Origin of the sequence: Hydrogenophaga sp. 2FB (assembly GCF_005503365.1) — a bacterium.
Lineage (GTDB): Bacteria > Pseudomonadota > Gammaproteobacteria > Burkholderiales > Burkholderiaceae_C > Hydrogenophaga.
This window is the reverse complement of record NZ_SCML01000036.1, coordinates 1-26,224: the sequence shown is the minus strand read 5'-3', so window position 1 is coordinate 26,224 and position 26,224 is coordinate 1. Positions and strand designations below refer to the sequence as shown.

Sequence of the window (26,224 nt, the reverse complement as noted above, 5' to 3'; positions counted from 1 at the left end):
AGACAACTAAGATAATTCATTCTTGCAAACCGGATGGGGCTTGTCAACGTTGAAAACCCTCCACCCACCGGACACGAACAAGGAAGATGCATGACACCCGATCCCATGTTGATGAAGCTCGTCGTGGTGCGTGCCGAGCCTGCCGCACGCGACATCCAGTGCTTCGAACTGGCCGATCCCGCCGGCAACGAGTTGCCGCCCTTCACGGCGGGTGCGCACATCCGCATCAAGACACCGCTGGGGGTCACGCGCCAGTACTCGCTGAGCAACCATCCGGACGAGCGCCAGCGCTACGTCATTGCCGTCAAGCGCGAGCGCGACGGCCGTGGGGGCTCCGTCAGCCTGGTGGACACGGTGCGGGTCGGGCAGACGGTCGAGGTGGGCATGCCCGAGAACCTGTTCGAGCTGGACGACAAGGCGCGCAGCTTCGTATTGATCGCCGGGGGCATCGGCATCACGCCAATGATGGCGATGGCGCGCCAGCTGTCGTCGATGGGCGACCGGCCCTTCAAGCTCTACTACCTGACCCGGGACCCGGAAGGTACCGCGTTCCGGCAGGAACTGCTCGACAGCGATTTCGCGCCGAGCGTGGTCGTGCACCACGACCACGGCGATATCGCCAACGCGTTTGACCTGTGGCCGGTGCTGGAGAGGCCAGGCGCCGTCGCGGGCCGCCATGTGTACTGCTGCGGCCCCAAGCCGCTGATGGAGGCGATCAAGGACATGACAGGTCATTGGCCGAGCCGCACGGTGCATTTCGAGAGCTTCGGCGGCGACACGAAGCCGCACGCGGACGATCGGCCCTTCTCGGTGCAACTGCAGAAGGATGGACGGACCTTCGTGGTGCCGGTGGGCAAGTCCATCCTCGACACGCTGCGGGCCGAAGGCGTGCATGTGGCGAGTTCTTGCGAGAGCGGCACCTGTGGCTCTTGCAAGACGCGCTTGCTGAACGGCGAGGCCGATCACCGAGACCTGGTGTTGCTCGACGAAGAGAAGGGCGACCACATCATGGTGTGCGTGTCGCGCGCGAAATCGCCTTGCCTGGTGCTCGACCTGTGAGCGCAGCCGACACCAGCACACTCGTGCCCCTTCGTCTGGGGGTGCTGGGCATGGGCCGCGCGTTCACGCTGATGCTGCCCACGTTCCTGAACGACCCGCGCGTTCAACTGGTGGCGGCGTTCGACCCCCGGGCTTCGGCCCGGTCGCAGTTCGTGCAGACGTTCGGTGGTGCCTCGCACAGCTCGCCCGACGCGCTGTGCGCGGACCCCGACGTGGAGTGGGTCTACGTCGCCACGCCGCACCAGATGCACGCGGAACACGTGGCCTTGGCGGCGCGGCACGGCAAGGGCGTTCTGGTGGAAAAACCCATGGCCATCACGCTCGACGATTGCACGCGGATGATGGAAGCCTGCGAGCGCGCGAATGTGCCGCTGATCATCGGGCACAGCCACAGCTTCAACGCCCCGGTGCTGCTCGCGCGCCAACTGATCGACTCGGGCGCCTTCGGCCAGGTCCGCCTAGTGCATGCCATGCAGTACACCGACTTCCTCTACCGGCCTCGCCGCCCGGAAGAACTGGACACGGCACGCGGTGGCGGCGTCGTGTTCAGCCAGGCCGCGCACCAGATCGACATCGTGCGCCTGCTTGCCGGTGGCCTGACGACCCAGGTGCGCGCGAGCACGGGCGCATGGGACCCGTCCCGACCCACCGAGGGTGCGTTCAGTGCTTTGCTCAACTTCGCGAACGGCGCCTTCGCCAGCGTCACCTACAACGGCTACGGCTGGTACGACACCGACGCGCTCATGGACGGCGTGGGCGAGATGGGCCAAGCGAAAGACCCCGACGCGCACCACCAGACGCGCGCACGCCTGGCGTCGGTGCCCGACGAAGCACAGGAGGCCGCGTTGAAGGCGGAGCGCAACTTTGGTGGCCGCCTTTTTGTACCGCCGCCACCGCGCGTGCCGGATGCGTGCCAGCACTTCGGCCCGGTGCTCGTGAGCTGCGAGCGCGGAGACCTGCGCCTGACGCCGCGCGGCGTCGAGGTCGTGGACGCGAACGGCAGGCGTTTCGTCGAAGCCGACATCCCCCAGGTGCCGCGCGCCGAGGTGATCGACGAGGTGTGGAACGTGGCGCGCCATGGCGCGCAGCCGCTGCATGGCGGTGCGTGGTCACGGGCCACGCTGGCGGTGTGCCTGGCGATTCTGGAATCGGGTCGCCAGGCGGTGGATATCATGCCGATGCACCAAGTCGGCTACCGTCCACCCTCCAACCACCATGCCTGATACCCGCCCCACACAACACTTGCTGCGCCATTGGCGCGAGGCCGTCCCGCAGGATCGACTGGCGCACCTCGTGCGCGATGTGGCGCGGGCGCAAATGCGCGCGCTGCAGGTGCGGCTGAGCGCGCACGGCGTGTCCTTCGGTCACTGGACGTTCCTGCGCATCCTCTGGATTCAGGACGGGATCACGCAGCGCGAACTCAGCGATCTGGCGGGCGTCATGGAGCCCACCACCTTCACCGCGGTGAAGGCGATGGAGAGCATGGGCCTGATCGAACGGCGCCAACTCGCGGGCAACCGCAAGAACGTGCACGTCTTCCTCTCGAAAGAAGGGCGCGCGCTCGAAAAGGTGCTGGTGCCCCTGGCGGAAGATGTCAACCGTGCCAGCGTGCGCGGCATCCCGGACCGCTCGGTGGCCATCGTGCGCAAGAGCCTGTTGCAGATGATCCAGAACCTGGCCGACGAAGAAGCGGGCCTCAGCGAACCAGACCCCACTCTCAAATAGCGTAGCTTTCGTAGGTGGCGGGATGGAAGATCTCGTCGGTCGACAAGGCGCGGCCAGACAGGCCCTGCGCATGGTGGTGGCGCAGGAAGGTGTCGATGGTCGCGCGGTTGCGCGCCACGCCGTAGGACCAGTAGTCCTCGCCCATCGTTTCGCGCGCGGCCTTGAGCTGCTCTTCGACAAAGGGCAAGGTGACCTTCGTGGCCGAGGTGTCGGAGAGCGCGTCGAGGGCAGCGTCCTTCGCGTGTGAAAACGCCTTGAACACCGCGCCCGGCAACCAGGGGTGCCGCTCGGCCAAGGTCTTGCGCACGCCCACCACGTGCATGATCGGAAAAATGCCGGTGCGCCGGAAGTAGTCTTTCGCGGCCGACGTGGGGTCGTCGAACAGCCAGCCGACGTTCGGGTTCGCCAGGGCCTTCGCGCTGGGCGGGCGCGGCGCCATGAAGCCGTCGATCTCGCCGCGGTCGAGCAGTTCGGAAATGGTCACGCCCTCGGGCGCGCTCTCCAGCTTCACGCCAGCGGGCAGGCTCAGGGCGATCTTCTCGGGCCGCCCCGCGGTTTCAATGCCGCCGCGCACCCACGTCACGTCTTCGGGTGCAACGCCATGGTCGTCCTGCAGCAGCGCGCGCGCCCACACGTTGGCGCTGAGCTGGTACTCGGGCAAACCGATGCGCTTTCCCTTGAGGTCTTCGGGCCGCCGGATGCGGTCCTTGCGCACATAGATCGAGGTGTGCCGGAACGCGCGCGAGAGGAACACCGGCACCGCGATGTAGGGGCAGTCACCTTTTGCCGTCTTCACCGCGTAGCTGGAGAACGAGAGTTCGGAGATGTCGAACTCCTGGCTGCGCATCGCGCGAAAGAACATCTCTTCGGGATACAGGTTCATGTAGACCGGGTCGACGCCGTCGATCTGCACGCGCCCATCCAGCAAGGCCCGCGTGCGGTCGTAGTCGCCCATGGCGATGGAGAGTTGAAGCTTTGACATGGGGGCTTTCAGGCTTTGACGGAGTAGGACGGTTCCAGCTCGGGGCGGTTCGCGTCCTCGCCCCACACGCAGGTGGCTTCGTATTCGCGCCAATCGATGGTCTTGGGAATGACGGCCTGGAAGGCGCACACCGAGGCGGGAATGGCCTTGTCACCCGTGCCGATCGCGGGTTCGCCGCGCTGGAATTCGCGCACGGCTTCCAGCATCTGTTTGCGGAACTCCACCACCGCCATGTCGCTGGCGCCCAGGCGGTCGTGGGTGCGGTCGGCGATCGGGCCCATGGTGATCCACATCGCCACGTCCTGGTTGGGGAAGCCCGTGATGCCGGTGAAGTTGCCGGCCTTCATCGCCTCGCGGTCCTGCCAGAAACGGTTGTCTTCGTTGCGCAAGGGTCGGTAGTGCGCGTCGAGGTCCACACCCACGGTTTGCCGCAGGAACTTGCGCCAGGTCTCCGTCTCGGGCGTGCTGGCCGGGTGGCCCCATGCGAGGAAGTAGAAAACCGTGTGGGTGTCGTCCATCGGCACGTTCACGTTGGCCACGTTGTAGAGGTTGTTCGGCGGAATCAACACCGAGACGGGCGCGAGAAACACGGTCGAGCGCACGTACTCGTGCGTCGCCGCGTTCTGGATCGGCCGGCGGATCGCGGCGTAGCGGAATCCGTAGCCACCGCGCTGCACCTGCATGCGCGGCGCCTTGTCGGTGGATGGCCGCAGCCAGGTCTTGTCGGTGGCTTGCGCGCCCCCGACACGCGCGGGGACCATGTCGGACGAGTGCAGGCTGGAGCTGTGCGCGGAGTCGATCGCGCCTTCCAGAATCTGTGCCCAGTTGCAGGGCAGTACCACCTTGGCGATGGACACGCGCGTGTCCGCCGTCGGTGCCCATGGGGGTGGCACGAACGCCGGCACCTCGTCCGCCGCGCCGAACCACGCCCACACGAGCCCACCCCATTCCTGGACGGGATAGGCCTTGTGCCTCACCTTCTCGGCCAGGCCGCTCGCAGCGGGCTCCGACACCATCTCGAGCACGGTGCCCGCCACGTCCATCTTCCAGCCGTGGTAGAGACAGCGCAGGCCGCCTTCCTCGTTGCGACCGTAGACCAGGGACACGCGGCGGTGCGGGCACTTCTCGTCCAGCACGCCCACCGCGCCGTCGGTGTCGCGGAATACCACCAGGTCTTCGCCCAGCACACGGGCCTTGACGGGCGTGCCATCCGGCTCGGCGACCTCTTCGATCAGGCACACCGGCAGCCAGTGGCGCCGCATGAGTTGCCCCATGGGCGCGTCGCCGACAACGCGGCACAGCAGTTCGTTTTCTTCGGGTGTGATCATGGCGGCGACTCCGTGCGTGGTTCGAAGGTTGAGGCGTGAAGACTCAACCGGGCGACATTCTTAGTGATCTAAGTATATTGCCGCCACGTACGGATGACAAGTGGCGATGGCTCCGCGCGGCTCGGCTGGCCGCACGCCCGCGCCAGCGTCTTCAGCGAATCGCCGCGTAGCGCTGTTCCATCTCCTGGCGCATGGTCTTGCGCAGCGTGGCCGCGGCGTGGCGGCGGTGTTCGTCGGGGGTGCTGGGTTCGAGTGCCGGTACGGGCTGGGTTTTGCCGTCGTCGCCCACGGCCACCATGGTGAAGAAGCAGCTGTTGACGTGGCGTTGCACCTGCGTGCGGATGTTCTCGGCAATCACCTTGATGCCGATCTCCATCGATGAGGTGCCGGTGTGGTTGACGGCGGCGAGGAAGGTGACCAGTTCGCCCACATGGATGGGTTGGCGGAACATCACCTGGTCGACGCTGAGCGTGACGACGTACGAAGAGGCATAGCGGCTGGCGCAGGCGAACGCGACCTGGTCGAGCAGTTTCAGCACGCTGCCGCCGTGCACTTTGCCGGAGAAGTTGGCGGTGTCGGGGGTCATCAGCACCGTCATGCTGAGTTGGTGGCGAGGCAGTTCCATGGGGCGGTTCGTGGGTAGGGTTGGCGGAAGAAAAGGAGGCGCAGGCCGGTGATTCTGGGGCGTTAAAAGAAGCGGTTGCGAATATCCGGATTTTTCAAAGTAATCTCGGCTTCCCCACAACCGAGGAGAACACCATCAACACCCGTTTTGTCTCGCTGGCGCTCGCCGCCGTGCTGAGTACCGCCGCATGGGCCGGCCCCCAGGACCCTTCGTCTTTCGACGGCGCGCGTTACGCGCCCCAGAAGGCCTTGTACGACTTCAACTTCGCCAAGCCGCTGGAAGGCAAGGCGGCGTTCGGCTACGTCAAGAACCACCTGCGCGCAATCAAGGAATACGGCGACGCCGCGAAATCGCACATCGTGATCGTGGCGCACGGCAACGAGCTTCACGCGTTCTCGCGCCTGAACCGCGCCGCCTACCCCGACATGTACGAGGAGCTCAAGGCGCTGAAGGATGCGGGCGTGACGATCCGCGTGTGCAGCAACGCGGCGCGTTCGCGCGGCTACAAGCCCGACGAGTTCTACGACGTGGTCACCGTGGTGCCGGCTGCCGTGATCGACATCGCCAAGTGGCAGAACGAGGGCTACAGCTACATGTACGCCGAAGGCTTCCCGCGCCTCACGCGCGAGGAGCTGGTGAAGCAGACGGTCGAGCTGCAGTAAGCCCGCGGCTCAGGCCGGGGCGGTGTCCTGCGCGGGCACCGTTTCGGCCAACGCATTGGCCGCGCGCAAACCGTCGGCTTCGGTGCGGTACAGGTGCAGGCGCGGGCCTTCGTCGAGGTGGCCGGCGCGGCGCAACAGTTGCTCCACCGGCAGCTTGATGCCGACCAGGTGCAGCTCGATGCGTTGGTCGTCCAACTGCTCGCGCACGCGGCCGAAGGCTTCCGCGCCGGTGGCGTCGATCCAGTTGATCGGGTGCACGATCCACATCACGTGGCGCGTGTCGGGGTGGGCGGCGATGTGCTCCGCGACGGCGCGCTCGAAGCCGTTGGCCGTGGCGAAGTCGAGCGCGGCGTCCATGCGCAGCGCATACAGGCCGGGCGCCAGCGGTGGCAGCTGCCACAGGTGGCGGTCGCGCAAACTGCCGTCGGGGTGCAGGCCGACTTCGATGATGCGCGGGTGCAGGCGCAGGTAGAGGAAGTGCGACAGCGCCATGAGCACGCCGGCCAGCACGCCCCAGTACAGGCGCGGCGCGGCCAGCACCGTGACCGCAAACGTGACGCCGGCGATCACCGCTTCCACGCGCGAGAGTTTCCACAGTTGCGTGAAGGACCGCGGCTTGATCAGGCCGATCACGGCCACGAGCACGATCGCGGCCAGCACCGCCAGCGGCACGTGGTGCAGCAGCGGAATGAACAGCAGCAAGGTGATCAGCACCACCGCCGTCATGAACAAGGTCGCCCAGCCGGTTTTCGCGCCCGCGTAGAGGTTGAGCGCCGAGCGCGAGAACGACGAACTGGTGGGGAACGCGCCGCTCAGGCCCGAGGCCAGTTTGGCCAGGCCCTGGCCGATCAGGTCCTGGTCCTGGTCCCAGCGCTGGCCGCGTTGTCCGTTGTCCACCTTGGCGCTGGAGGCGGTTTCCAGAAAGCTCACGAGTGTGATCACCAGCGTGGGCACCACCAGCTGGCCGAGCGTGGCCCAACCCGGCCAGCCGGGCCAGTAGAGCGCGGGCAGACCTTGTGGCAGCGAGCCGATGACCGCGCCGCCGCGCGCCTCGAAGCCCACGGCGTAGCTGATGGCGGCGCTCGTCGCCACCACCGTGAGCACCGTGGGAAAGCCCGGCCGCCAGCGCCGCGCCAGCACCAGCAGCGCCAGGCTCACCAGCCCGAAGAGCATCGCGGGCCAATGCACTTGCGGCTGCGTGAACAGCGAGTCCCAGTCGCCCAGGCCGAGCAACGAAGGCAGTTGCGACGCGATGATGAGCACCGCCGCGGCTTGCGTGAAGGCCATCAGCACCGGCGAGTTGACGAGGTTGAGCAACCAGCCGAAGCGCGCAAAACCCAGCCCGATCTGCAGCAGGCCCGAGAGCAGCGCGAGCCACACGGCCAGCGCGATCCATTGCGCGCTGCCAGGCTCGGCCAGGCCGTGGAGCGAGGCGCCCACCAGCAGGCAGGTGAGTGCGGTGGGGCCTACCGACAGGCGCGGCGAGGCGCTGAACAACACGGCGATCAGCGCGGGCAGCAGCGAGGCGTAGATGCCGGTGACCAGCGGCATGCCGGCCAGCGCGGCGTAGGCCACGCCTTGGGGGATGACCATCAGGCCAACCGTGAGGCCGGCCATGGCTTCGCCGCGCAGCAGGGGCGCGTCGGGGCGCGGCCATCGGAGAAAGGGAAAGAGTCGGTGCAAACGGGACATGCCCCGATCGTACTGGCGTTGGTCGGGCATCAGCGCTGCGGCATGTCCTTCGCGGCGTAGCCCAGACTTACCGTGGCATCGGTCGGGATCGGCGGCACGCTCGCGTTCCACGCCACCCACTGCGCGCGCATGCGCTCCAGGCGTTCGGGCTCTCGCGCGGCGAGGTTGGCACGCTCGCGCTCGTCCTTGCTGATGTTGAACAGGTACTCGTGGCCGTCCACCTGCAGGTACTTCCAGTCGCCCTCGCGCAGCGCGCGCTGGCCCCGGTGGTTCATGCGCCAGTACAGCGGGCGTTCGAAGCGCTGAGCGGGGTCGCGCAACACCTTGAGCAGGCTCACGCCGTCGAGTGGCCAGTCCGGGTCGGCCTGGCCGCCGCCGGCGTCGAGCAGGGTGGTCGACCAGTCCATGGTCATGCAGTGCTGGGTGCTCACCGTCCCGGCGGGAATGGCCGCGGGCCAGTGCGCGATCCAGGGTACGCGGATGCCGCCTTCGGTGAGGTCCATCTTGCCGCCCACGAGTGGCCAGTTGTCCGAGAAGCGCTCGCCGCCGTTGTCGCTGGTGAAGACGATCAGCGTGTTCTCTTCCAATCCTTCTTCGCGCAGCGCGGCCATGAGGTGGCCAATGCCTTCGTCCATGTGGTGGATCATGCGGCGGTAGGTCTGCACGTCGCCGCCATGCAGGTGGAACAGGTTCTTCGCCACATCGGACGCCACGTGCGCGTCGTCGCGCGTTTCCCAGGGCCAGTGCGGCGCGGTGTAGTGCAGGCTGAGCAGAAAGGGCTTGCCGGCCTTGGCGTCGGCCGCGCGCTGGTGCACGTGGTCCACCGCGCGCTGCGAGAGCACGTCGGTGAGGTAGCCCACCTCGTGGTGTTCGTCCTCGTCGATGTAGAGGTCGTGCTCGCCGCTGGACGAGCAGTGGGTGAAGTAGTCCACGCCGCCGGCCATGATGCCGAAGAATTCGTCGTAGCCCGAGCGGCGCGGCCCGAACGTGGGCGGGTAGCCCAGGTGCCATTTGCCGATGAGCGCGGTGTGGTAACCGGCCTTCTTCAACAGCGACGGCAGCGTGGGCACCTCGGGCGGCAGGCCCAGCGTGGTGCTGCCCTTGCTGCGGCTGTTGATCGGCTCTTCCATCGCGCCGCGCAGCCGGTACTGGTAGCGCATGGTGATGAGCGCGAAGCGCGTGGGCGAGCACACCGGCGAGTTGGCATAGCCTTGTGTGAACTTCACGCCGCCCGCGGCCAGGCGGTCGATGTGCGGCGAGACCGGGCCGAAGTCCGCCGCGCGCCCACCGTAACAACCGAGGTCGGCGTAGCCGAGGTCGTCGCAGACGATGAAGATGATGTTGGGGCGTTGTTGTGCAGGTGCCATGGCGTGCTCACTCCACCTTCATGCCGGTGGCTTTGACGATCGGGCCGTAGCGGTTGTAGAGCGCGTCCATGCGCTGGCTCGCCTGCGCGCCGGTGAGGCCTTCGAAGAACAGGTCCAGGTTGTGCATGCGCGTCTGCACGTCGGGCCGCTTGAGCGCCTCGATGATGCCTTTCTGCAGCGTCTGCGCCACCGCGTCGGGCGTGGCGGCAGGCACCATCACGACGTAGAGCACTTCCTGCTCCAGGCTCTTGAGGCCGGCTTCGGCCACCGTGGGCAGCTCGGGCGCCAGGCGGGAGCGTTGGCGGCTGGTGACGGCCAGCGGAGTGATCTTGCCGGTCTGCACGTGCGGCAGCATGCCGGGCGTGGCGAGCACGCCGCCGTCGACCTCACCCGAGAGCACGGCCGTGACGGCCGGCATGTTGCCGCGGTAGGGCACTTGCGTGATCTTCGCTTGCGTGGCTTCCTTGATGACCTCGATCGCGAGGTGGCCCGGGCTGCCGCTGCCGGCCGAGCTGAAGTTCAACCCCTTGGTCTTGCCCACCTCGACCATGCTGGCCAGGGTCTTGATGCCGGTGGCCGGGTTCACGCCCACCAGCAGGCCCGAGGACGCCATCACCACCAGCGGCTTGAGGTCCGTGCGCTTGAACGGCATGGTGGCGTAGAGGTGCGGGTTGACGGTGAACGTGGTGTCGATGCTGAACAGCACGGTGTAGCCGTCGGCTGGGGCGCGCGCGACCTCGGTCGCGCCGATGTTGCCGGCCACGCCGGGCTTGTTGTCCACCACGAAGGGCTGCTTGAGCGTCTCCTGCAGCACCGTGGCCACCGAGCGCGTGAGCAGGTCCGAGGGGCCGCCGGCGGGGAAGTTGTTGACGAGGCGCACTGGCTTGTTCGGGTAAACGTCCTGCGCAGAGGCGAAGGGCGCGGCGGTGGCGGCGAGCAGGGCCAGGGCGAGGCGAAGGGCTGTGATCTTCATGGGATGTCGCAAGAAAGGAAGGAGAAGAAAAAGACTCAGGGCTGGTAGCCCGATGTCTGGACCACCGGGGCCCATTGCGCACGGTAGGCCGCGAGCATGCGGCGCGTCTGCTCGGGTGTGCTGGCCACCGGGCCCAGGCGCGCGTCGTTGAAGCGGCGCACGGTCTCGGGCTCCTGCATCACCTCGCGGATCGCCTGGCCTATCTGCGCCACGCGCGCGGCGGGCATGCTGGCCGGCGCGAAGAAGGTGTTCCAGCCGTCGGCGCCGAGGTCCAGCCCGGCTTCCTTGAAGGTCGGAATGCCGGGTGCGAAGGGCGAGCGTTTCGCGCTGGAGACCGCGAGGATGCGGATCTTGCCGGCCTCGTGTTGCGGCAGCAGGGCGTCGAAGGTGTCGAAGGCCACGGGGATCTGGCCGCCCATGAGGTCGCTGAGCAGCGGGCCCGAGCCGCGGTAGCCCACCACCTGCGCCTTCACGCCGGCCTTCTGGCCCACCATGAGGCCGAAGAAGTGCGGCAGGCTGCCGGTGGCCGGTACACCGAAATTGGCCTGCTCGGGGTTGGCGCGCACCCAGGCCAGCAGGTGGTTGAGTTCGCGCACCGGCACGCCCGCGCCCACGGCCACCGCGAACTCGTAGCTGCTCGCCTGGGACACGGGCTGAAAGTCCTTCTCGGGGTCGTAGCCGGCGTCCTTGAACACCAGCGGCGCGACCAGCATCAGCGCCGGGTTGGCCAGCAGCAGCACGCTCTGGTTGGCCGGGGTGGCCTTGAGCTGCTGGGCCGCGATGCGCCCACCGCCACCGGTGCGGTTCTCCACCACCACCGTCAGGCCCAGCTTGGGGCCGAGCTTGTCGGCCACCAGACGCGCCACTCGGTCGGACGAGCCGCCCGGCGCATAGGGCACGACGATGCGCAGCGGGCCTTCGGGCGCCTGGGCGCGGGCGGGCAGGGCGGTGGACGCGGCGAGCGCGGCGGTGAGGGCCAGCAGCTGGCGGCGGGTGGTCATAGGGCGGTCTCCTGATGGGGCACGGTGTTCCGGGCACAGCCCACCATGCTATGCAGTGACAATCAATTGCCGAAATCAATCGTTGCGGGTGTTTTCCCTGATGAACGACCGAATCACCGACCCCCATCAACAAGCCGATCTGCTGCTCTACCGGCTCTACCGCATCCACATCACGTCCGCGCGCCTGGTGGTGCACATGTGCGAGAGCGAGTTCGGCATCACGCGGCGCGAGTGGCGCATCCTGTCCTTCCTCGCCGAGCACGAGGGCGCGATGTCGTCGCAACTGGCCGAGCACGCCATGCTCGACCGCGCCCGCACCTCGCGCACCCTCGGCGCGCTGGCGACCAAGAAGCTCGTGGTGCGCCAGCCGCGCCCGTCCGACCGGCGCGAGGTGCACGTCTTCCTGAGCGACGAAGGCCGGCGGCTGTATAACGCGATCTATCCGCGCGTGGCGGCCATCAACCGAGAGCTGGCGGCCGGCCTCGATGCCACGCAGCGCCAGCAGCTCGACGCCATGGTGGACGCACTGCAAGCCCAGGCCGACCGCATGGTGGCGGCCCGGCCCGAGACCCCCGCGCCGCAAGACGGCGGTGATTGACCTCAGGAGCGCTTCATGCAACTCATCGCCTCGGCCGGCCTCATCCTGCTGGTTGTCCTGTGGGGTGTGATCGCGCCCGACTCCCTGGATGCCCTGTTCGCCACCGCGCTGACCCGCATCACGCGCGATTTCGGCTGGCTCTACCTCTGGGTGGTGCTGGGCCTGGTGATCATGGCGCTGGTGATGGCTCTGAGCCGCTATGGCGATCTCAAGCTCGGCGCCGAGGACGAGGAGCCCGAGTTCACGGTGACCAGCTGGTTCGCCATGCTGTTCGCCGCCGGCATGGGCATCGGCCTGGTGTTCTGGGGCGTGGCCGAACCGATCTCGCACTACGGCAACCCGCCGCCCGGCATCGCGGCCAATACGCCCGAGGCCGCCAACGCGGCCATGCGCTACAGCTTCTTCCATTGGGGCCTGCACCCCTGGGCGGTCTACAGCATGGTGGCGCTGGCGATTGCCTTCTTCCAGTTCCGCCGGGGCGGCTCCGCGCTCGTGAGCACGGCGGTGGAAGGGCTGCCCTGGGCGCCGCTCAAACGCATCGGCCCTCTGGTCAACGTGCTCGCGGTCATCGCCACCGCCTTCGGCGTGGCAGCCTCGCTGGGCATGGGTGCGCTGCAGATCAACAGCGGCCTCAATGCGATGTGGGGCTTGCCGGTGAGCGAGGCCTCGCAGGTCGGCATCATCGCTGTGACCACGGTGCTGTTCCTGACCTCGGCCGTCACCGGCGTGGCCAAGGGCATCAAGTGGCTGTCCAACATCAACCTCACCTTGGCCACCCTGCTGGCCCTGTCGGTGTTCGTGCTGGGCCCGACCGTGGTCATCATCGACGCCTTCACCTCCACGCTGGGCAGCTACGTGAGCGAACTGGTGCGCATGAGCCTGCGCATGACACCCTTTCGGGACAGCACCTGGGTGGGCGGATGGACCATCTTCTACTGGGCCTGGTGGGTGAGCTGGTCGCCCTTCGTGGGCCTGTTCATCGCGCGCGTCTCGCGCGGCCGCACCATTCGCGAGTTCATCCTGGGCACGGTGCTGGCGCCCACGCTGGCGGCGTTCATCTGGTTCTCGGTGTTCGGTGGCACCGCGCTGCACCTGGAGATCATGAAGAACGTGCCGATCGCCGATGCGGTGCGCGCCGATGTGGCCACGGCGCTGTTCGCCATGTTCGATGCGCTGCCGATGGGCTCGCTCATGTCGGGCATCGCGACCCTGCTCGTGCTGCTGTTCTTCGTCACCTCGGGCGACTCCGCCACGTTGGTGCTGGGCATGATGAGCACCGGCGGCCAGGAGAACCCGGGCGCGCGGGTCAAGATCGCGTGGGGCCTGCTGGTCTCGGGCATCGCCATCAGCCTGCTGCTGGCCGGCGGGCTCAAGGCGGTGCAGACGGCGACCATCGTGTTCGCGCTGCCCTTCACCGCGGTCATCGTGCTCATGGCCATTGCGCTGTGGCGCGGCGTGCGCGACGACTGGCACGAAGAGCAGCGGCGCGAGCGTGCCCTGCGCAAGCGCATGCGCGAAGTGTTGAAATGAGCCATGACCCTTGAACTCGCGCTCGCCTTCGGCAAGAGCTTTCTTTTCGCCTTCGCGGCCATCCTGCCGATCCTGAACCCCGCGGCCACCGCGCCGATCTTTCTCAGCCTCACCGAAGGCGCGTCACCGTCGACCCGCGCGGCGCTGGCCCGGCGCATCGCGCGCAACATGTTTGCGCTGATGCTGGGCTCCATGCTGGTGGGCTCGTATGTGCTGGACTTCTTCGGCATCTCGCTGCCGATCGTGCGCGTGGGCGGCGGGCTCATCGTGGCCGCTTCCGCCTGGCGCCTGCTCAACACCGACCATGTGTCCGAGGACAGCCGCGTCGCCCTGGCCGAGGCCTTCACGCCCGAACGCGCGCGCCGCCAGGCGTTCTACCCGCTCACGTTTCCGATCAGCTGCGGCCCGGGCTCCATCGCCGCGGCCATCACCGTGGGCGTCACCCTGAACGACCAGCGTTTCGCACTCTCGCTGGCCCGCATGGGCGGCGGCGTGCTCGCGCTGTTCGCCATCGGCATCCTGCTGTACCTGGCGTTCCGTTATGCGCAGCGCCTGCTCAAGCCGCTGGGCGAAGCCGGCACCATCATCTTCCTGCGGCTGTCGGCGTTCATCCTGCTGTGCCTGGGGGTGCAGATCGTGTGGGATGGTTTGAGCGAGTTGTTGCGCAGCCTGATGGCGCCGGTGGGGGGGTGATTTTTACGGGCCACCGACGCGCGCAATCGCGCGCTGGAGGGTCCATAAAATGGCCGGTGGGCTTTACCGCAGCACGTCGCGGATGGTCGGGTCCTTGTCGAACTGGGCCTTGGCAAACGGGCACAGCGCGATCACCTTGGTGTGCGTCTCGCGCGCCCAGGCCACGAGCGCGTCGAGCAACTGGCGTCCGGCGCCCTGGCCTTTGAGGCGCTCGTCCACCTCGGTGTGGTCGATCACGATCAGCGTGGCGTTGGTGCGGCTGTAGGTCATCTCCGCGATGCGCTCGCTGCCTTGCTGGATGTAGAAGGCGCCCTTGGCGTCGGCTTCCTGGTGTGCGATGGTGTGGGGTGTCGTCATGGTCTTGGGGTGTGGTGTGGGTCAGGCCAGCACGTCGCGGATGGCGGGATTGCGCTCGAACTGGTGTTTGACGTACGAGCAGACGGGAATCACTTTGTTGTTCGTCTCGCGCGCCCAGGCCACCATGGCGTCCTGCAGCTGCTGCGCGAGACCATGGCCGCGCAGGTTCGGGTCCACGTAGGTGTGGTCGACCACGACCAGCGACGGGTTGGTGCGGCTGTACGTCATCTCGCCCACCTGCTTGCCGTCGTGGTGGATGTGAAAGACACCGCGCGAGGCGGCTTCCTGGTGTTCGATGGTCTGTGTCATGGAGCGATGGCCGGTGCGGCGGTGGGTTGCGGCAGGGGTGCTTCCCATGCATTCAACACGATGGGCCTTGGCCTGTGCGTTCCGAGGGGATTTCCGGCTCGCCAAACAACAAGGCCCGCAACGCGGGTTGCGGGCCTTGCGGTCAGAGCGCCGGGTCGGTCAGACCTTGGCGGTGGTGATGAAGCTGTCGTAGCGCCATTCGGAGAAGCGGCTCCACAGGATCTGGTCGCGCTGGAAGGCGCGCATGTCCTGGTGGATCTTCTTGAATTCGGGCGACTTGGCTTCCTGCTCGGCGAACACGGCCATGGCGGCCTTGAAGCCGGCATCCATCACGTCCTTCGAGAACGGCTTGAGCTTGGTGCCGGCGGCCACCAGGCGCTTGAGCGCGGCCGGGTTCTGGGCGTCGTACTTGGCGGTCATGTCGCGTGCGGCCACGGCGCCCGCGGCGCGCACGATCGCCTTGTTCTCGGCCGACAGCGCGTCGAAGGCCTTCTTGTTGATGAAGAACTCCAGCTCGGCGCCGCCTTCCCACCAGCCGGGGTAGTAGTAGAAGGGCGCGACCTTGTGGAAGCCCAGCTTCTCGTCGTCGAACGGGCCGACGAACTCGGTGGCGTCCAGCTGGCCCTTTTCGAGCGCCTGGTAGACCTCGCCAGCGGGCATGTTCTGCGCGACCACGCCCAGCTTGGCCATGGTGTCACCGAACAGGCCGCCGCCCAGGCGCATCTTCAGGCCCTTGAGGTCGGCCACCGACTTGATCTCCTTGCGGTACCAGCCGCCCATCTGGGTGCCGGTGTTGCCCGAGCTCATGGAGACGATGTTGTACTTGGCGTAGAACTCGTCCATGTACTTGCGGCCGTTGCCGTGTTCCATCCAGGCGTCCATGTGGCGCGCGGTCAGGCCGAAGGGCACGGCGCAGCCGAAGGCGAAGATCGGGCTCTTGCCGGTGAAGTAGTACGGCGCGGTCTGCGCCATCTCGATGGAGTTGTCCTGAATCGAGTCCACCACGCCGAAGGCCGGCACGATCTCGCCGGCCGCGTGCAGCGAAATTTCGAACTTGCCGCTGGACAAGGCCTTCACGGTTTCCGAGAACTTCTCGGCCGAACCGAAGATGGTGGGCAGCGATTTCGGGAAGCTCGAGGCCAGGCGCCAGCGAATGGCAGCCTGGGCGTGCACGGCGGGTGCGACACCCGCGGTCAGAACGCCCGCGATGCCGGCGTGTTTGATGAGGGAACGGCGATCCATTGAATGTTGTCTCCAGTACGGGGAATGAAAAAGGGCCATGGGCCCGCGAGAACCTGAAGCGTACTCCAACCGGTATTGCCATCCGGCGTTGCCCGGTATTGATAGCATGCGCTTCAGCCCGGGAGCAACTGCGCCAGGTCGAAACTGCTGCGCCGACCCATGTCGCCTCGGTGACGCTGCAGCCACTGCTCGGCCGCGCCCCGGCCCAGCGCGTGCAGGTGCGACAGGAACGACCACTGCGTCTCGGTCTTGCTGCCCGCGCCCAGGGGCGCGAGCGATGCGCCGCCGTCGATGAGGTGCACGCGCAGGCGCTGCACGCGCCGCAGCAGCGCGGGGCCACCGGCTTGTGGCGTGTCGCCGGCCATCTGCTTCATCAGCGCCAGCGTGCGCAGTTCCTTGAGCAGGCTGGCGTTGAAGGTGACTTCGTTGATGCGGTCGAGGATGTCGCTCGCGCGCGTGGGCACCACGTCGCGCAGCATCGGGTTGATCTGCACCAGCAGCAGGTCGTCGGCGGGGGTGTCCTGCACCAGCGGCAGCAGCGAGGGGTTGCCGGCGTAGCCGCCGTCCCAGTAGGCCTCGCCGTCGATCTCCACCGCCTGGAACAGCAGGGGCAGGCAGGCCGAGGCCAGCACCATGTCCGCGGTGAGGCCGTGCTGGCCGAAGATGCGCAGCGCGCCGGTGCGCACGTGTGTGGCGGCCACGAACAGCTGCGTCTTGTGGCAGTGGCGCACGCGCTCGAAGTCCACCGTTTCCGAGAGGATGTCGCGCAGCGGGTTGAGGTTGAGCGGGTTGAGCTGGTAGGGAGAGAACTGGTGGCCCAGCGCGTCGGCGGCCTGCTTGAGCGGCTCGGTCCAGGGCTTCATCCAGGGCGCGATCCATTCGTTGACGGGCTCCAGCATCGCGCCCAGCGGGCTGGTCTGCAGGCTGTGAAAGGGCGAGAGCTCGGCCACGCGTGTCCAGAACTGGCGCAGCACGCGCTGCGCGCCCGCGCGGCCGCCGTCCATGAGCCCGGCGGCCAGCGCCACCGCGTTCATCGCGCCGGCGCTGGTGCCGCTGATGGCGGTAATCTCCAGCGTTTCGTCTTCGAGCAGGCGGTCGAGCACGCCCCAGGTGAAGGCGCCGTGGGAACCGCCGCCCTGCAAGGCCAGGTCGATCGGGTGTTTTCCGGGGCGGATGGCGCGGCGGGGGATGGATGCGGTCATGTGCTGCATTGCAGCATGCTTTTGTGAAGCGCCGCTCCCTCGCATTGCTGCTGAGACGGGCTGACCCAGGCGGATCACCGCGCTGGCTGCGCGGCTACATCGTTGACGGCCCGGTGTCTCCCTTTCGCGTCAGCGCGGTGCACCCGCCGCCAGCCAGGCCCTCCAGCCCCCGAAGTGCGTGATATCGGTCGCGCCGACGATGCCCAGGCCTTCGCAGATGAAGCCGGGCACTTCGCTGCCATCGGCCAGCTTCACCTTGCCGATGCCCAGCGGCGCGGGAATGCCGGCCACGAAGCTGCCGAACAACGCGGCGGGCACTTCCCACACCTCCAGCGCAACCGCGGCACCGCCCTCGGCCGCGCGCACCATGCCCGGGCGTTGTACCGGCCCACCGGCGAGGGCGTACAGCTTGTACTCGGCGGCCGACAGGGGGCTGGCCAGCAGGCGCGCGCCGCGCGAGGTGAGCTGGTGGTTCAGGGGCAGGCCCGAGAGGTGGGCTCCGCAGACGGCCACGCGCACCGCGCCTGTGCCGGCCGTGCCCAGGTCGCCTGAAGGCAGACCGTTGCATGGCGGGGTGGACGCCACATCGCTGGCGGTGGCGCCCAGCGTGCCGCCGAGCGCGCGGTGAAAGCGGTCGGCCAGGCGCAACAGCGCGATGTCTTTGTGCGCAGGCGCGCCGAGGGTCACACCCCAGGGCAAGCCTTGGGCGTCGCCGCTGGCCAGCACGCCGGCCGGCACGGCCACCGCGCAGTGGTCCAGCAGGTTCACGAAGTTGGTGTAGTAGCCCAGGTTCGAGTTGAGGCGGATCGGGTCGGCCTGCATCTCGTCGATGCGGTAGATGGTGCCGGCGGTGGGCGTGAGCATGCAGTCCACGTCGCGCCACACGCGGTCGCACACGCGGCGCAAGGCCTTGAGGCGGTAGGCCGCGGCGAAGGCCTCGGCAGCGCTCTTGCGGCCGCCGCCTTCGATGATGCTGCGCACCGGTGGAAACACCGCCTCGGGCTGCGCGTCGATGAAGCTCTGGATGGCGATGTAGCGCTCGGCCACCCACGGGCCTTCGTACAGCAGCTTGGCCACTTCAAGAAACGGCGTGAGATCGAATGCCACGGCCGTTCCACCCAGCGATTCGAGCCGCTGTACGGCCGACGCGAAGAGCGCCGTGGCGGCCTCGTTGCCGAAGAACGCGAGGTCTTGCGGACGAGGCACCCCGAAGCGGAACGGCCCGCCCGAGAAGTCCACGCCCAGCGGCTGGGCCGGGCGGCTGTAGGCATCGGCTTCGTCGAACGCCGCCGCCGCGCCCAACACGGTTTGTGCGTCGCCCGCCGTCAACGCGAAGATGGACGGCGTTTCCGCCGAGCGGCAGGCGGGCAGCACACCCGAGGCCGAGAGCAGACCCAGCGTGGGCTTGAGACCGATCAGGCCGTTGAACGCCGCGGGCACGCGTCCCGAGCCGGCGGTGTCGGTGCCGAGCGCAAATGCCACATACCCTTTCGCCACCGCCACGGCCGAACCCGAGCTGGAACCGCCCGAGACGAAGGCCGGGTTGTGGGCGTTCTGGCACGCGCCATACGGCGAGCGCGTGCCGTTCAGGCCGGTGGCGAACTGGTCGAGGTTGGTCTTGCCCACCGGCACCGCGCCGGCCGCGAGCAACTGGCGCACCAGGAACGCCGTGTCGTCCGGCGTGAAGGCGAATGCCGGGCAGGCGGCGGTGGTGGGAATGTGCGCGAGGTCGATGTTGTCCTTGATGGCGAAGGGCACGCCGTACAGCGGCAGGCTGGCCGGGTCCACGCCCTCCAGGCGGGCAATGAAGGGTTCGACCTCTGCCGCGCTCAGCACGTGGATGTACGCGTGGTGCGTGTCGGCCAGGCTGCGGCGCCGCGCTTCGGTGATCACATCGAGCACGGTGGTGCCCTGGCGGTAGGCGGCTTGCAGGCTGGCGAGATCGAAAGACAGTTGACTCAAAGACATGACAGGAAACTCCTTGGCTATTTTTGGGGGCCGTTCAGGCCACCGTTTCGTCGATCAGCACCAGCACGTTCTGGCCGGCGGCCACCGCGCCGCCTTGCGCGCACATGAGGCTGTGCACCGTGGCGTTGGCGGGCGCGAGCAGGTTGAACTCCATCTTCATGGACTCGATGACCAGCAACACGTCGCCGGCCTGCACCTGCTGGCCCACGCTCACCGCAACCTTCCACACGTTGCCCGGCACGCTGGTGGCCAGCGCCCGGCCGCCTTCGGGCAGGTCGATCTCGGCCTCCACGCCGGCGGCCGACACGTCCGCATCGCTCGCGTAGTCCACCTGGCCCGCGGCGGCCCAGCGCTCGCGCTCGGCTTCGAACGCGGCTTGCTGCCTGGATTTGAAGTCCGCGATGCTGGCGCCGTTCTCGGCCAGGAAGCGCCGGTAATCTTTAAGGCTGAACGTGCCGTCTTCGGTGCGCAGCGCATAGCCGCCGTGCGGGAAGCGGGCGCGAATGGCCAGCAGCTCGGCCTCGCTCACGGGCTCGAATCGGATCTGGTCGAAGAAGCGCAGCAGCCAGGGTTGCTCGAACGGCGTGCCCGGCGTGCCGTGGCGCCAGCGGTTCCACATCTGCAGCGTGCGGCCGACGAACTGGTAGCCGCCCGGGCCTTCCATGCCGTACACGCAGAGGTACGCGCCGCCAATGCCCACCGCGTTTTCCGGCGTCCAGGTGCGTGCGGGGTTGTACTTGGTGGTGACGAGCCGGTGGCGCGGGTCCAGCGGCGTGGCCACCGGCGCGCCCAGGTACACATCGCCCAGGCCGAGCACGAGGTAGCGCGCGTCGAACACCGTGTTGAACACCTCGTCGATCGAATCCAGCCCGTTGATGCGGCGGATGAACTCGATGTTGCTCGGGCACCAGGGCGCGTCCGGGCGCACCGACTGCATGTACTTTTCGATCGCCAGTTTCGTCTGCGGGTCGTCCCACGAGAGCGGCAGCACCACCGTGCGCGACGGCACGACCATCTCATCCACCGGCGGCAGCGCGTCGTCCACCGCGCCGATCACGCGCAGCAATTCGTCGCGCGGCAACTGCGCGGGGTCGAAGTGCACCTGCAGCGAACGGATGCCGGGGGTGAGGTCGATCACGCCCTGCAGCGCCCGTTGCTTCAAGCCTTCGAGCAGTGCCTGCACGCGCATGCGCAGCTCCAGGTCCAGCGTGAGCGGGCCGAATTCGATGAGCACATAGCGGTCGCCCGCCTGCCGCACCACGCGGCGCGGTCGCTCGCCCTCGGCCGCACGGTCGTCGAGGAGGGGGCTCGCCAGCGAGCCTGCACGGCGGTGAAAGCGCACGGTGTCACCGGGCCGCAGTTGCCCCAGCTTCCACAGCTCGTCGTGCAGCACCACGGCCGGGCAGACGAAGCCGCCCAGGCTCGGGCCATCGGGGCCGAGGATCACCGGCATGTCGCCGGTGAAGTCGATCGCGCCGATGGCATACGCGTTGTCGTGGATGTTCGACGGGTGCAGGCCCGCTTCGCCACCGTCGGTGCGCGCCCACTGCGGCTTGGGGCCGATCAGGCGCACGCCGGTGCGGCTGCTGTTGTGGTGCACCTTCCAGTCGGTGCCGAAGAACATCGCAATGTCGTCGGGCGTGAAGAAGTCCGGTGCGCCGTGCGGGCCGTAGAGCACGTCGATGTCCCAGTGGTTGGTGTACGCGGGGATCAGCACCGGATCGCTGTCGGTTTGCGTGGCCGCGTCGGCCAGGTGCAGCACATCGCCCGTGCGCAAATGCCGCCCCGCGTGCCCGCCAAACTGGCCGAGCGTGAAGGTGCTGCGACTGCCGAGGTACAGCGGCACGTCGAGCCCGCCAGCCACCGCCAGCGCGAGGCGCACACCGTGTTCGCAGCGGCCCACGGCCAGCGTGGCGCCGGCCGGTACATCGATGGCTTGCCACATCGGCACCGTCTGGCCGTTCAGCGTCAGCTTCGCGGGCGCGCCCGTCACCGCCACCACGCTGGCCACATTGAAGCGCAGCGTGGGTCCGGCCAGGGTGATCTCCAGTGCCGCCGCGTCGGGCGGATTGCCCACCAACCGGTTGGCCGAGCGGTGCCCATGCGCGTCCATCGGGCCACTCGGTGGCACGCCCACCGCCCAGTAGCCCTGGCGGCCGGGCCAGTCCTGCACGCTGGTCTGCACGCCGGGTTCGAGCACGTCGATGGTGCGCGGCTGGAAGGCGAAGGTGGAGAGAAAACGCGTGACCTGTCGGCCCTCGCGGAACACCACGTCGCGCACCACCTGGCGCAGGTAGCCCAGGTTGGTTTCGATGCCGGCCAGGCGCGTCGCGTCCAGCGCGTCTTCCATCTTCTTCAACGCCTCGTCGCGCGTGTCGGCGGTGACGATCAGCTTGGCCAGCATCGGGTCGTACCAGGCGGGCACCTCGGTGCCGCGCTCCACCCAGCTGTCCACGCGCGCGTCGGTGGGGAACACCACCTCGGTCAACAAACCCGCGCTGGGCTGGAAATTTTTCGCCGGGTCTTCCGCGTACAAGCGCACCTGGATCGACGCGCCGCGTGGCGTGGGTTGCAGGGTGTGCAAAGGTGGCAAGTCACCCGCCGCGAGTTGCAGCATCCAGGCCACCAGATCCACACCGCACACCTGCTCGGTCACGCCGTGCTCGACCTGCAGGCGCGTGTTCACTTCGAGGAAGTAGAACGCGCCGGTGGACGCGTCGTAGACGAACTCCACCGTGCCGGCGGAGCGGTAGTTCACGGCTTGTGCCAGGCGCACGGCGGTGGCGTGCAGCTCGTGGCGCTGCGCATCGCTCAAGCCCGGCGCGGGGGTTTCTTCGATCACTTTCTGGTTGCGCCGTTGCACGGAACAATCGCGCTCGCCCAAGGCAATCACACCGCCCGCACCATCGCCGAACACCTGCACTTCGATGTGCCGCGCCTGCTCCACGTACTTCTCGAGGAAGAGACCTGCGTCCTTGAAGTTGGCTTGCGCGAGCCGCCCGACGGCGTCGAACGCATCGCGCAGTTCGGTGTCGTTCCACACCAGCCGCATGCCGATGCCGCCACCACCGGCCGTGCTCTTGAGCATCACTGGGTAGCCCATGCGCGCAGCTTCTGCCGTGGCCTGCGCCACGTCGAGCAACAAGCCCGTGCCCGGCAGCAGCGGAACACCGTGCGCCTGCGCCAGATCCCGCGCGGTGTGCTTCAGGCCGAAGGCGCGCATGTGTGCCGGTGCGGGGCCGATGAAGGCGATGCCGGCGTCTTCACAGGTCTGGGCGAACGCGGGGTTTTCCGAGAGGAAGCCGTAGCCGGGGTGAATGGCCTGCGCGCCGCAGTCCTTCGCGATCTGCAGGATGCGATCGCCGCGCAAGTAACTCTCGGCTGCCGGTGCCGGGCCGAGCAGGTACGCCTCGTCCGCTTCGCGCACGTGGCGGGCCTGTGCGTCGGCTTCGGAATACACGGCCACGCTGCGAACGCCCAGCGTTTTCAGCGTGCGGATGATGCGGCAGGCAATCGCGCCGCGGTTGGCAATCAGAACCTTGCTGAACATGGGTTGGGTCTCCGGGGCAGGCCGTCCTGCGAAGGCTGTGAGGTCAGGCAGGTCGTCCTGCTGGCCATACGAAAGTCGTGCGCGTGTCAGATGCCGCTCCAGCACATGCCGAGGAACCGGCTTCGCCGGGCCTCTGGCGTGGTCCCCCTTGGGGGGAAGCCGCGCAGCGGCGCAGGGGGGGTCATGGTTCGTTCCAGAGGAGAAGCTGGATGGGTGTGGGGTTGTAGGCGTTGCACGGGTTGTTGAGTTGCGGGCAGTTGCTGATCAGCACCCAAACATCCATCTCCGCGTGCATCTCCACGTACTTGCCCGGACCGGACACGCCGTCTTCAAAGCTCAGCGCGCCGTCCGCCGTCACCGGTACGTTCATGAAGAAATTGATGTTGGGCACCAGGTCGCGTTTGCCCAGGCCCACGTCGGCGTGCTGCAGGGCGATGAGGTAGTTGTCGCGGCAGCTGTGCATGAACTTCTTCTGCAGCGCGTAGCGCACGGTGTTGCTCTCGGCCGCGCAGGCACCGCCCAGCGTGTCGTGCCGCCCGCAGGTGTCGGCCACGATGGTGAGCATGGCGTTGCCGTCGTTGCTGCGGATGACGGAGCCCGTGGTGAGGTAGATGCCGCCCTGGCGTTGCATGGTGGCGGTGGCGCTGTAGTGCTCGGCCGGGTCGTGCCGGTTGTAGAACAACACGTCGGCGGCCTGGTTGCCCTCCAGGTCCACGATGCGCAGCGTCTGGCCGCGCTTCACTTCGAACAGGATGGGTTCGCCCGCCGGGTGGCGCTGGTTCATCACGGCCTGGGCCGGGTCGAGCGCGCTCTCCTGGATGCGGATGGCGGTGGCTTCTGGGGTGGTGGTCGTGTTCATGGTGGGGGTCTCCATCACAGGTACAACATGTCGGTGTTGTGCAGCGCGCGCGCGTTCTCGGGGCGGAAGGCGCGGCACACGTCGTCGGCCGGCGCGGCGCCGCAGCGCCATGCGAGCAGGCCTACTTTCTTCGGCGCGTAGTGGCTGGCGGTGTCGAGCCCGTGCGGCGCGGTGCTGATGGCGGCGATCACGTCCATGTCGAAGCGCAGCTCGACGAAGTCACCGGCCTTCGCGTGCTCGGGCACGAAGGCGAAGCGGCCTTGTGTATCCACGCCCACCTTGCTGAACAGGTTCACCGGCGCGATCAGGTCGCGCTTGCCGAGACCGTACTTGCCGATCTCGATCAAGAGGCCGTCCTTGCCCGAGCGGTGCATGGCGTTGCGGTGCGCTGCGTAGCGCTTCTCGCCGTACTTCTGCTGCATCAGTTCGTTGTCGAGCAGCGCGCCCAACGGGTCGTGCCAGCCCAGGCTGTCGGCGGTGAAACTGGCCATGCTGCGGCCCATGTCGCTCATGAGCACGTGGCCGCGCGTGTAGTGCGCGGTGTGCTGCGCCTTGAGCGAGTCGGGCATGTTGTAGCGCTCGAGTTTTTCCTGTGCGCTGTAGAGCACCAGGCTCACGTTCGCCCCGGCTTCCAGCGCGACGAAGCGCAGGGCGCTGCCGCGTGGCATGCGCCAGCTCCAGTGGCTGCCACCGGGCACGGTCTCGCTCCACATGAGCTGGGTGGTGTCGACGCCCGACAGCGCGGGCGCGGGGAAGGATTGCCAGAGGGCGGGTGTGTCCACCGGCGCGGCTTGTGGGGCGTTCGGCGTGGCGGTTGTCGTGTTCATGGGATGTGTCTCCAGAGATGTCAGACGGCCATGCCGCTCATGCGCTGCAGTTGTTCCAGGTCGGTTTTCATGCCGGAGGTCTCGCGGATGCGGTCCAGGATGTCGCGCTTCAGGCGCACGAATTCGGGCGCGTGCTTCAGGTCCTGCGTGCGCTGGTCGCCAAAGGGCACGTCGTAGATCGTGTCGATGCGGCCCGGGCGCGGTGACATCAACACCACGCGGCTGCCCAGGTACAGCGCCTCTTCCACGTCGTGCGTCACGAACACGATGGTGGCCTTCTCCAGCTTGTGCACGTAACGGATCAGGTCGTGCATGACCTCGCGCGTTTGCGCGTCCAGCGCACCGAAGGGTTCGTCCATCAGCACGATGTCGGGCCGGCCCATCAATGCGCGCGCAATCGCCACGCGCTGCTGCATGCCACCCGAGAGCTGGTTGGGCCAGGCGTGGCCCATGGCCTCCAGGCCCATCAGGCGCAAGAGCGCGTCGGCCCGGCCGTCGGCGGCTTCCACGTCGGCAGACGTGCGGCCGTCGGTGTGCGCGCGCAGCTGGCGGCAGAACTTGATGTTCTGGCACACCGTCATCCAGGGGTACAGGCTGTAGTGCTGGAACACCATGGCGCGGTCGATGCCCGGGCCGGTCACCGCGTGGCCGTCCACCAACAGGTCGCCACTGGTTTGCACTTCGAGCCCACCGATGGTGCGCAAGAGCGTGGACTTGCCACAACCCGAGGCGCCGACGAAGGTGACGAATTCGTTGGCGCAGATGTCGAGGTTGATGTTTTCGAGGGCGTTCAACGGCGCGCCGTCGAAGCGTTTGAACACATCGCGAATGGCGATCTTGGGCACCGTGAGCGTGGACGCGGACGGGCTGATGGGGTTGGTGCTCATCGGTTCAGCCTTTGAGGTACAGCCAGGGGAACGCACGGCGGTGCGCAAGGCGGAACAGCTGGTCCGTCACCAGGCCGATGAGGCCGATGACGATGATGCCGGCGAAGATCGTGTCGGTTTGCAGGAAGCGCTGCGCCCGCAGGATGGCGTAGCCCAGGCCCGAATTCGCGGCCACCAGCTCGGCCACCACCAAGTAGGTCCAGGCCCAGCCCATGGTGATGCGCAGGGTGTCGAGCAAGGCCGGTTTGGCGCTGGGGAAGATCACCTTCTCGACCAGCTCCGAGCGGTTCGCGCCCATGGTCTGCGCGGCTTCCACTTGCGCGGCCGGCACGCGGCGGACGTCTTCCGCCACCATCAACACCATCTGGAAGAAGGTGCCGATGAAGATGATGGCGATCTTCGAACCCTCGCCAATGCCCACCCACAACATCACCAGCGGAATGAACGCCACCGCCGGCATGTAGCGGATGAAATCCGTCAGCGGCTCCAGCAGCGCCTGCACCGCGCGGTACGAGCCGATGAACAGGCCCAGCGGCAGCGCGATGATGGCCGAGAGCAAAAAGCCCGTGACCACGCGGTAGATGCTGATGCCCATGTCATCGAACAGGCCGGTCTCGGTCGCCCAGGTCCAGGTCTTGGTGAGCACCTGCAGCGGCGCGGGAAGAAACACCGGGTCCAGCCCGCCAAAGGCCGCGAGCAGCGCCCAGAGCACCAAAGGGGTGAACAGGCCGACGAGGGCGAGCACCCAATAGGTGCGCCGCGCGATCGGTGCGCGCACCGTCCAGAGG

At 67.7% G+C, this 26,224-nt stretch carries 25 protein-coding genes and 1 pseudogene; 7 read left to right on the top strand and 19 right to left on the bottom strand.

Translation table 11 applies throughout. The features are described from left to right. Positions 1 to 90: 90 nt before the first annotated feature. From FFS09_RS19920 to FFS09_RS19910, 3 genes are read left to right on the top strand one after another with little or no spacing between them, the layout of a single operon-like run. Positions 91 to 1,059, top strand: coding sequence for a PDR/VanB family oxidoreductase (locus tag FFS09_RS19920; RefSeq protein WP_137920648.1), 969 nt, complete (start codon positions 91 to 93; stop codon positions 1,057 to 1,059). Next, a complete protein-coding gene (locus FFS09_RS19915; RefSeq protein ID WP_289509313.1) occupies positions 1,056 to 2,282 on the top strand; it encodes a Gfo/Idh/MocA family protein in 1,227 nt (408 codons plus the stop codon). The genes FFS09_RS19920 and FFS09_RS19915 overlap by 4 nt, the downstream gene beginning before the upstream one ends. Beyond that, positions 2,275 to 2,784, top strand: coding sequence for a MarR family winged helix-turn-helix transcriptional regulator (locus FFS09_RS19910; RefSeq protein ID WP_137920647.1), 510 nt, complete (start codon positions 2,275 to 2,277; stop codon positions 2,782 to 2,784). The genes FFS09_RS19915 and FFS09_RS19910 overlap by 8 nt, the downstream gene beginning before the upstream one ends. On the opposite strand, the gene FFS09_RS19905 is transcribed toward FFS09_RS19910, so the two are convergent. The 3 genes from FFS09_RS19905 to FFS09_RS19895 all read right to left on the bottom strand — a co-directional run bounded on the left by FFS09_RS19905 (position 2,777) and on the right by FFS09_RS19895 (position 5,719). Next, positions 2,777 to 3,766: a PhnD/SsuA/transferrin family substrate-binding protein gene (locus tag FFS09_RS19905; RefSeq protein WP_137920646.1), complete on the bottom strand. Its 990-nt coding sequence runs from the start codon at positions 3,764 to 3,766 to the stop codon at positions 2,777 to 2,779. The genes FFS09_RS19910 and FFS09_RS19905 overlap by 8 nt on opposite strands. Positions 3,767 to 3,774: 8 nt before the next feature. After that, a complete protein-coding gene (locus tag FFS09_RS19900) occupies positions 3,775 to 5,094 on the bottom strand; it encodes a Rieske 2Fe-2S domain-containing protein (protein ID WP_137920645.1) in 1,320 nt (439 codons plus the stop codon). Between the two features lie 151 nt (positions 5,095 to 5,245). Beyond that, positions 5,246 to 5,719, bottom strand: a complete 474-nt coding sequence (locus FFS09_RS19895) for an acyl-CoA thioesterase (protein WP_137920644.1) — start codon at positions 5,717 to 5,719, stop codon at positions 5,246 to 5,248. A gap of 170 nt (positions 5,720 to 5,889) precedes the next feature. Here FFS09_RS19895 and FFS09_RS19890 point away from each other — a divergent pair, with 170 nt between their 5' ends. After that, positions 5,890 to 6,381 (top strand): DsrE family protein, encoded by a 492-nt coding sequence (locus FFS09_RS19890; protein ID WP_252374441.1) that lies wholly within the window; start codon positions 5,890 to 5,892, stop codon positions 6,379 to 6,381. A gap of 9 nt (positions 6,382 to 6,390) precedes the next feature. Here FFS09_RS19890 and FFS09_RS31710 read toward each other — a convergent pair whose 3' ends face one another. The 6 genes and pseudogenes from FFS09_RS31710 to FFS09_RS19870 form a co-directional block, all read right to left on the bottom strand. After that, on the bottom strand, positions 6,391 to 6,873 hold the full coding sequence (locus tag FFS09_RS31710; RefSeq protein WP_502703749.1) for an STAS domain-containing protein: 483 nt from the start codon (positions 6,871 to 6,873) through the stop codon (positions 6,391 to 6,393). A gap of 78 nt (positions 6,874 to 6,951) precedes the next feature. Beyond that, positions 6,952 to 8,013, bottom strand: a pseudogene (locus FFS09_RS31705) (SulP family inorganic anion transporter); the annotation flags it as partial. Then, positions 7,974 to 8,081: a hypothetical protein gene (locus tag FFS09_RS31700; RefSeq protein ID WP_502703748.1), complete on the bottom strand. Its 108-nt coding sequence runs from the start codon at positions 8,079 to 8,081 to the stop codon at positions 7,974 to 7,976. The pseudogene FFS09_RS31705 and the gene FFS09_RS31700, both read right to left, overlap by 40 nt. A gap of 21 nt (positions 8,082 to 8,102) precedes the next feature. Next, positions 8,103 to 9,440, bottom strand: coding sequence for a sulfatase family protein (locus tag FFS09_RS19880; protein ID WP_137920642.1), 1,338 nt, complete (start codon positions 9,438 to 9,440; stop codon positions 8,103 to 8,105). A 7-nt stretch (positions 9,441 to 9,447) separates the two neighbouring features. Beyond that, positions 9,448 to 10,413, bottom strand: coding sequence for a Bug family tripartite tricarboxylate transporter substrate binding protein (locus FFS09_RS19875; protein WP_137920641.1), 966 nt, complete (start codon positions 10,411 to 10,413; stop codon positions 9,448 to 9,450). Positions 10,414 to 10,448: 35 nt separating this feature from the next. Beyond that, positions 10,449 to 11,414: a Bug family tripartite tricarboxylate transporter substrate binding protein gene (locus tag FFS09_RS19870; RefSeq protein WP_137920640.1), complete on the bottom strand. Its 966-nt coding sequence runs from the start codon at positions 11,412 to 11,414 to the stop codon at positions 10,449 to 10,451. Between the two features lie 100 nt (positions 11,415 to 11,514). On the opposite strand from FFS09_RS19870, the gene FFS09_RS19865 reads away from it, so the two are divergent. From FFS09_RS19865 to FFS09_RS19855, 3 genes are read left to right on the top strand one after another with little or no spacing between them, the layout of a single operon-like run. Continuing rightward, on the top strand, positions 11,515 to 12,012 hold the full coding sequence (locus FFS09_RS19865; protein WP_171020108.1) for a MarR family winged helix-turn-helix transcriptional regulator: 498 nt from the start codon (positions 11,515 to 11,517) through the stop codon (positions 12,010 to 12,012). A gap of 15 nt (positions 12,013 to 12,027) precedes the next feature. Next, positions 12,028 to 13,542 carry a BCCT family transporter gene (locus FFS09_RS19860; protein ID WP_137920638.1) on the top strand — a complete coding sequence of 505 codons (1,515 nt, stop codon included), beginning with the start codon at positions 12,028 to 12,030 and terminating at the stop codon, positions 13,540 to 13,542. 3 nt (positions 13,543 to 13,545) lie between these two features. Beyond that, complete coding sequence (locus FFS09_RS19855; protein ID WP_137920637.1) at positions 13,546 to 14,235, top strand: MarC family protein; 690 nt, start codon at positions 13,546 to 13,548, stop codon at positions 14,233 to 14,235. 63 nt (positions 14,236 to 14,298) lie between these two features. Here FFS09_RS19855 and FFS09_RS19850 read toward each other — a convergent pair whose 3' ends face one another. From FFS09_RS19850 to FFS09_RS19805, 10 genes are all read right to left on the bottom strand, one after another. Continuing rightward, positions 14,299 to 14,592 carry a GNAT family N-acetyltransferase gene (locus FFS09_RS19850; protein ID WP_137920636.1) on the bottom strand — a complete coding sequence of 98 codons (294 nt, stop codon included), beginning with the start codon at positions 14,590 to 14,592 and terminating at the stop codon, positions 14,299 to 14,301. 21 nt (positions 14,593 to 14,613) lie between these two features. Further along, positions 14,614 to 14,901, bottom strand: coding sequence for a GNAT family N-acetyltransferase (locus tag FFS09_RS19845; RefSeq protein ID WP_137920635.1), 288 nt, complete (start codon positions 14,899 to 14,901; stop codon positions 14,614 to 14,616). A gap of 159 nt (positions 14,902 to 15,060) precedes the next feature. Beyond that, a complete protein-coding gene (locus FFS09_RS19840; RefSeq protein WP_137920634.1) occupies positions 15,061 to 16,143 on the bottom strand; it encodes a TRAP transporter substrate-binding protein in 1,083 nt (360 codons plus the stop codon). Between the two features lie 113 nt (positions 16,144 to 16,256). Continuing rightward, the gene (locus FFS09_RS19835) at positions 16,257 to 17,345 is read right to left on the bottom strand and encodes a patatin-like phospholipase family protein (protein WP_137920633.1); all 1,089 of its coding nucleotides are present in this window, start codon (positions 17,343 to 17,345) and stop codon (positions 16,257 to 16,259) included. Positions 17,346 to 17,474: 129 nt separating this feature from the next. Then, the gene (gene atzF / locus FFS09_RS19830) at positions 17,475 to 19,313 is read right to left on the bottom strand and encodes an allophanate hydrolase (RefSeq protein WP_137920632.1); all 1,839 of its coding nucleotides are present in this window, start codon (positions 19,311 to 19,313) and stop codon (positions 17,475 to 17,477) included. A gap of 34 nt (positions 19,314 to 19,347) precedes the next feature. Further along, positions 19,348 to 22,863: a 5-oxoprolinase/urea amidolyase family protein gene (locus FFS09_RS19825; protein WP_137920631.1), complete on the bottom strand. Its 3,516-nt coding sequence runs from the start codon at positions 22,861 to 22,863 to the stop codon at positions 19,348 to 19,350. 181 nt (positions 22,864 to 23,044) lie between these two features. Then, the gene (locus FFS09_RS19820) at positions 23,045 to 23,722 is read right to left on the bottom strand and encodes an urea amidolyase associated protein UAAP2 (protein WP_137920630.1); all 678 of its coding nucleotides are present in this window, start codon (positions 23,720 to 23,722) and stop codon (positions 23,045 to 23,047) included. Positions 23,723 to 23,736: 14 nt separating this feature from the next. Beyond that, positions 23,737 to 24,549 (bottom strand): urea amidolyase associated protein UAAP1, encoded by an 813-nt coding sequence (locus FFS09_RS19815; protein ID WP_137920629.1) that lies wholly within the window; start codon positions 24,547 to 24,549, stop codon positions 23,737 to 23,739. 20 nt (positions 24,550 to 24,569) lie between these two features. Beyond that, positions 24,570 to 25,436, bottom strand: coding sequence for an ABC transporter ATP-binding protein (locus tag FFS09_RS19810; RefSeq protein WP_137920628.1), 867 nt, complete (start codon positions 25,434 to 25,436; stop codon positions 24,570 to 24,572). A 4-nt stretch (positions 25,437 to 25,440) separates the two neighbouring features. Then, a partial coding sequence (locus FFS09_RS19805) for an ABC transporter permease (RefSeq protein WP_502703747.1) occupies positions 25,441 to 26,224 on the bottom strand: 784 nt, incomplete at its 5' end.